This is a genomic window from Blautia sp. MSK20_18 (assembly GCF_020553125.1).
Taxonomy (GTDB): Bacteria; Bacillota; Clostridia; order Lachnospirales; family Lachnospiraceae; genus Blautia_A; species Blautia_A fusiformis.
Map to the genome: position 1 here is coordinate 74,422 of NZ_JAJCGR010000014.1, position 6,220 is coordinate 80,641.

At 45.4% G+C, this 6,220-nt stretch carries 3 protein-coding genes and 4 pseudogenes; 1 reads left to right on the forward strand and 6 read right to left on the reverse strand.

Annotated features, from left to right (window positions below):
* Window positions 1–193: 193 nt before the first annotated feature.
* From LI091_RS09735 to nhaC, 4 genes and pseudogenes are all read right to left on the reverse strand, one after another.
* Window positions 194–394, reverse strand: a pseudogene (locus LI091_RS09735) (sugar ABC transporter permease); the annotation flags it as partial.
* A gap of 35 nt (window positions 395–429) precedes the next feature.
* Window positions 430–1,590, reverse strand: coding sequence for a beta-aspartyl-peptidase (iadA, locus tag LI091_RS09740; RefSeq protein WP_015526031.1), 1,161 nt, complete (start codon window positions 1,588–1,590; stop codon window positions 430–432).
* A gap of 53 nt (window positions 1,591–1,643) precedes the next feature.
* Window positions 1,644–2,135: an amidohydrolase family protein gene (locus LI091_RS09745; RefSeq protein WP_015526032.1), complete on the reverse strand. Its 492-nt coding sequence runs from the start codon at window positions 2,133–2,135 to the stop codon at window positions 1,644–1,646.
* A gap of 5 nt (window positions 2,136–2,140) precedes the next feature.
* Window positions 2,141–3,586, reverse strand: a complete 1,446-nt coding sequence (nhaC, locus tag LI091_RS09750; protein ID WP_015526033.1) for a Na+/H+ antiporter NhaC — start codon at window positions 3,584–3,586, stop codon at window positions 2,141–2,143.
* Window positions 3,587–3,922: 336 nt separating this feature from the next.
* On the opposite strand from nhaC, the pseudogene LI091_RS18765 reads away from it, so the two are divergent.
* A pseudogene (locus LI091_RS18765) lies at window positions 3,923–4,150 on the forward strand (IS1634 family transposase); the annotation flags it as partial.
* Window positions 4,151–4,299: 149 nt separating this feature from the next.
* Here LI091_RS18765 and LI091_RS09755 read toward each other — a convergent pair.
* Window positions 4,300–5,628 (reverse strand): annotated as a pseudogene (locus tag LI091_RS09755) (IS1182 family transposase); the annotation flags it as partial.
* Between the two features lie 389 nt (window positions 5,629–6,017).
* Window positions 6,018–6,220 (reverse strand): annotated as a pseudogene (locus LI091_RS09760) (sugar ABC transporter permease); the annotation flags it as partial.

The window sequence follows — 6,220 nt, forward strand, 5'->3', positions numbered from 1 at the left end:
CCCGACAACATAATTTCGTATTTTCTGTCACTTGCCCTTATTATAATATAACGTTCTCCTAAAAACAAGCACATCCCCCATAAAACCACGAAAACCGACAAAATAACCTCACATAAAACAACAGTATATACACCCAAAAACAGCAGGTTCCGGATCACTCCGAAAACCTGCTGTCCTGATTCGCTGACTATTATTATTTTACGATAAAAGATTTTCTCTTGCTGACAACATCGAAGATAACCGCTGCCAGAAGAACCATACCTTTAACAACCTTCTGGATATTCTGGTCAATACCCATGATACTCATGCCAAGATTCAGAACACCCATCAGAAGTGCACCAATGATAACACCAGGAACTGTACCGGTACCACCATAAGCAGAAGCACCACCAATAAGTCAATCACAGTCCTTCTCCTGTATGTTTTTCCTTACTGCTCGAATCTGCCCTTCATCTTCACTTCCTGCTCCCACACAGCGACCTTGCCGCGGGCAAACAGGCTGTTGATGTTGAGATTCTCATCCAGTACCAGAAGGTCTGCGTCTGCGCCTTCCGCTACACAGCCCTTGATTCCTTCTTTGCCAAGGAGTACGGCCGGAGTGCTGGTCAGAAGCTGTAAGGCATCCTCCAGCGGCATGCCCTCTCTTACCAGGATCTGGATGGTACGGTGCAGATACTTCGGGGACGCGTAGGTCAGGCCAATGCACTCGCCCTCTTCGTTGAAGCGCGGCTGGCTTCCGAACGCGTCACTGGACATGGTTACATGATCCAGGCTCACATCTTCGCGGTGCAACAGCTCATAGAGCTTCAGAGCATCGGATTCGACCTCCACATCATCGGCGCCGGCGGTGCAGTCAATGTAGCCGCCACGGCGCACCAGATCCGCGCCGGCATCAATCAGTCCAGGATTGCGTAAGATGTGGGTCGGCAGCAGGTTCTTGGCTGGAACGTCGGAATGATCCAGCACATAGAAAATCGGATCCAGTCTTCCCTCTCCGTCACCCATGTGCATGGTTACCAGGCCAGGGGTATTGCTGAGTAAGCCGGCTCTGCGCGCTGCAGTAGCCAGCGCGATCAGCTCTTCTCCGCCTGGGTTGGAGCTTCTGTGGTCCGATACCGCTACCTTCACACCGATCATCGGTGGAACCAGGATGATATCGCGCTCTACACTTCCGGTCAGGGTGGTCGGCGGGTAACCATAGGAACTGGTCAGAGTGTACACGGTCATGCCCTCTTCGGTCAGGGCGCGAGCTTTTGCGACCAGATTTTCCACACTGCGGGTTACGCCATCGGTTCCCAGAAGTCCGACTACCGTGGTAATACCATTTTTGAAGAATTCACTGAGCTGGGATTCCGGTACACGGGATGCCGGCCCCTGCTCTCCGCCGCCGCCTGTGATATGCACGTGCATGTCAATGTAAGCCGGAACAACGGTCTTTCCCTCCAGATCATAGGTTTCCACTCCCGGAAGTCCCTCATATCCCTCAATAGTATCCTGCATCAGAAGGATTTTTTCCCCCTCAATAAGGATATCTTTCTTTCCCAGTTTCTCCGGTGCGTACACATTCGCGTTTTTCAGTAACTTGATCATAATGTCAATTCTCCTGTCTCTTTCTTTTCCGCTTTTCTATTTCAAAGCTTCTGTCAGTCTGTCTCAAAGGTGCCTTTTACCAGTGCTTTTCCATACTCCACCATTTTCTGTCCACGGACAAATACCGTATCTACCAGAAATTCCTCATCCAGGATCACAAGATCCGCGTCGCTGCCCGGACGGATGCAGCCCTTTTTCGGGAATAATCCGTTGGCTCTGGCCGGGTTCTCCCCGCAGATGCGGATGGCTTTTTCCACCGGAACCCCTGCCTTTACAGCATCACGCACTTCCTCATGCAGGGAAGAAAGCCGTGTAACCAGAAGCTTTGCGCCGCCCCCGCCAATCACATGAACATGCTGGTCCACATAACCAGGAATTACCATTTTTCCATCTGCAGAAACAACTTCCACCGGAGCAGAAAGTTCCGGTGGATCGATGTGTTCTGCCACAGAAAATACTTTTTCATCTACGATCAGGATATCACGGATTCCTTTTGGATCCGGATCATACAGATTCGCGTTTTTAATCAAAAGCACTCTGGACATCGTATTTAGTTCTCCTTTTTCTTCTCATCATCGAGCTTGGCAATACCAAATCCGGTAAAGCCCCAGATGATTGCAAAAATCCAGCCGGTGTAGCACAGGATTGCCCATGGAAGGTAATCCAAAGTCTCTACGCCAAGGGTGGAAGCCATGTAAGCACCTGCTGCGGACCACGGGATCAGCGGTACAACTACGGTACCGGCATCCTCAAGGGTTCTGGACAGGTTCTTTGCCGCAAGCCCGCGCTCTTTGTAAGCGTCACGGAACATCTCGCCCGGAATCAGAATGGCAAGGTAAGAGTTACCGGTGGTCAGTGCCATGGTAATGCAGGCTGCAACGGTTGCGGTGATCAGCGCACCGGTACTCTTTGCCACGCTTAAGATCTTCTGGAGTACCACATCCAGACAGCCAGCCCGGCTCATGATACCTGCGAAGCAGAATGCGCAGAATACCAGAAGTGTGGTGCTCATAATGCCGTTCATACCGCCGCGGTTTAACAGCTTGGTTACGGCCTCGGAACAGGTCTCGGTGTCAAATCCTGCACGGTGGATCATGGATACATCAAAACCGTTTACGGTTGCCTTTAACACATCTCCTAACGCTACGTGCTGAATGAAGACACTCTCCAAGCCTGCTACAAAAGTAGAAAGAAGCATAACCGGAATGGTTGGCTTCTGAAGCAGGGAGCCGCCCAGCACGATCACTACCGGAATGATGATCAGCAGGTTCCAGCTGTACATGGAAGAAAGCTGGCTTAATAAAGTAGTAACGGTGTCAGAAGTAATATCTGCGCTTACATCTGCGTTCATACCAACAATGGCATATACCACCAGGGAAACGATGGTTGCTGGGACAGTGGTGTAGAACATATGTCCGATATGCTCATACAGTGTGCTGCCTGCCGCGATCGGAGCCAGGTTTGTGGTATCGGACAGCGGAGACATCTTGTCACCAAAGTAGGAACCTGCGATGCAGGCGCCTGCAGTAGCCGGAAGGGATACGCCAAGGGCGCTTGCGATTCCCATCAGGGCAACACCCATGGTTGCAACGGAACCCCAGGAGGTACCGGTAACAACCGAAACCACTGCCTCGATCAGGAACGCGGTAACCAGCATGAATTTCGGGTTTACGATCTGGACGCCGTAATAAATCATCATCGGAATGGTACCGGATGCCATCCAGGTACCAACCATAGCGCCAACACATACAAGAATCAGGATGGCAGGCATGCCCTTTGCGATCTTGGTGCAGATCTCATCCATCATCTCATCCCAGGTAATGCCTACACGGAACGCGATAAATGCTGCGATTGCAGCTACCATGATCAGAAGCGGCTCTGTGCTGTAGCCGAATACGCCTTTTCCGATGGTAAGGATCAGGAGCATTGCGACGATCGGTGTGATCGATTCCGCAAAAGTGGGCAGACGTTTGGCCCGTTCTTTCTTTTCTTTCATTTGTAGTTTCTCCTTTTAGCCTCCTTCGTGACAGTTTCACATTTTATCACGGCAGAGTATTAAGATTTGGACTTATTATATCAGAAAAGATAACGGGCAACAACTAAAACTTTATATTTTTTTATTTTCTTGTTACACGGGAGTTTGACACATTGAAATTCAAAAAAGTACCGCAAAGCCTTGAAACAGGCTTATTTTTTTGTCAAATTTTTATTTTTATTATATAGTAATATTTAGTGATATGTACTATAACAGTGGAAGCGGTAATTATTGTGCGTATAACAACATCAAAATCAAAAAATTCCGAGTCCTTTTATATCACTCAGTCCTATACAAATCCGGTTATTAAACCGCGCTTTGAAAGGAACTTATACTACAGAACAATTGCTCCATATTTTAAAAGACATAAAATTTGCAGATGTAGAAGAACAGGGTTTCATGCCGGTATATGAACGTCAGAAAATCACTGACGATCTCCACGAAACCTGTGGATTCAGAACAGACTATCAATTCATAACAAAACGGAAAATGAAAGGAATTCAGAAAAAAAGTAAGCGGAGATAAAACATTACTATGTTTCGTGTATGCAGATAAAAGTGCCACACCCCTTGTATTTGAAGGGCACTGAAAAACTTCCATTTCTTCTTAAGTGGAAGTTTTTCTTTTATATTATTTTCAAATCTTTACTTAGGAAAATCATAAAAAGCTATGGTTTACTCCATAGCCAGCTCATCTAATCTTACTATTCGTTTTACATTTGCTGTAAATGCCGTAAAATACATTTGCAGATGCATAGCAAATAAACCTCTCGAATCTGCTTTACGCAAACCGTGAGCTTCCTTTAGTTCTCCATTCTTTTCTTCTATCCTGTGCCGAATCTTCATTCGCTCCTGAAAATATTCGCTTTCTTCAAATTTAAGCCTTTCAAGATTTTTCTCGCTTGCTTGCGTGATACTGTAGCTTCTTGTTTTAGCGTTTGATCTTCCTACACGGCATTTTTCTCTTTGGGGACATTTCCGACACGTTACTTTGCTAAATATATATCTTAAATAAGTATTCCCATTTTTTGCCGTTCTTTTTTCTACACGCGTGGAAAGCTCTCCGGCAGGACACTGCAGCATCCCAGCATCTTTATTAAAGCAGAAACCTTCCTCAAGGTTCCCGTTTGCTGCAGCAGCTACTGCTGTATTGGTTCTGGCAATCAATGTAATCTCTTTTCCGCAGACTTCCAGATTGTCATCACTGACATATGCCATATCGCCTATAACTTCTGTAACTTTTATTCCATTTTCCTTCGCGTTTTCTATCAGTTTTGGTAATTCCTGCCCATCTGGTGCTCCTCCATCTGTTACAGTGATCCCCGCAATGAGACGTTCTTCAGTCATCGCAAGATGATTCTTATATCCATAGAACGTACTGGTTGCCGTTTTATGTCCAAACCGTGCATCTTTATCATCTTTGGATCGGATCTCTTTGAGCCGCTCATCTTCTAGTAGTTCTTTCATTTCATGAGAAAGTTTCTGTATCTTTTTATTTCCACAGGATTTTATTCCTTCCTCCAGAACCTGGAGTAGTTCCCTAGTATAGGCAATTTCTTCATCCAGTCCTGCTTCCAAAGAGGGTTTCTCAGGAAATCGCTCTGATAATTCAAAAGCTGTTTTATAAACCTCTTTCCGAAGTTGTTTGCTCATATCCCGCAGAATCTGCGTTGGAGATTTTGCCCAGACAGAAGCAATTGTATGGGTGGAATCAACGATAATGGTTCCCGATTTGATCAGATTTTTATCCAAAGCCTGTTGAATGGTTTCTTTTAACATTTCTTCCAGAATATCTTCTGTAATACGAGTTTTTCTGAATTTTGTGAGAAGACTGGGATCTATCATTTTTGCTTCTGGTTCCAGGTCAAGGAAAAATTTATATGCCATGTCCGTCTGGGCGCTGCTAATCAGGGCTTCGTCAGAAAGATCGTACAGTTTTTTCAGGAAAAGCAGTTTAAACATCATTTCTGGTTCCTTTGCCGGGCGACCGAAATTTTCACAAAAAAGCCCAATTCTTTTTTAGAATCAGACTTTTTCAGTGCCCTTTTAAATATGGTTTTGATTTGGTTTTGTAGCATAAAAAAATCTCCTTGTAGTTGTATTTGCATCGTGCAGATGCTTCTTTAACTACAAGGGCCGCTCTCACTACTTCTAAAAACCAATCAGTAGTGAGAGCGGCCGCACATTTGAGTTGAAGTGTCAACCCCTATTTAGGGAAAAACTAAAAAAGAGGTTAGACCTCATGTATAAGATCTAACCTTGAAAATTAACTAAATGACATTGACCAGTGAACAGTAACAAAATAACCTTACATAAAACAACAGTATATACACCCAAAAACAGCAGGTTCCGGATCACTCCGAAAACCTGCTGTCCTGATTCGCTGACTATTATTATTTTACGATAAAAGATTTTCTCTTGCTGACAACATCGAAGATAACCGCTGCCAGAAGAACCATACCTTTAACAACCTTCTGGATATTCTGGTCAATACCCATGATACTCATACCAAGATTCAGAACACCCATCAGAAGTGCACCAATGATAACACCAGGAACTGTACCGGTACCACCATAAGCAGAAGCACCACCAATAA

Bases quoted from the DNA above. Each gene is read 5' to 3' on its own strand.
- iadA (WP_015526031.1), bottom strand. From the start codon at position 1,590: ATGATCAAGTTACTGAAAAACGCGAATGTGTACGCACCGGAGAAACTG.
- LI091_RS09745 (WP_015526032.1), bottom strand. From the start codon at position 2,135: ATGTCCAGAGTGCTTTTGATTAAAAACGCGAATCTGTATGATCCGGAT.
- nhaC (WP_015526033.1), bottom strand. From the start codon at position 3,586: ATGAAAGAAAAGAAAGAACGGGCCAAACGTCTGCCCACTTTTGCGGAA.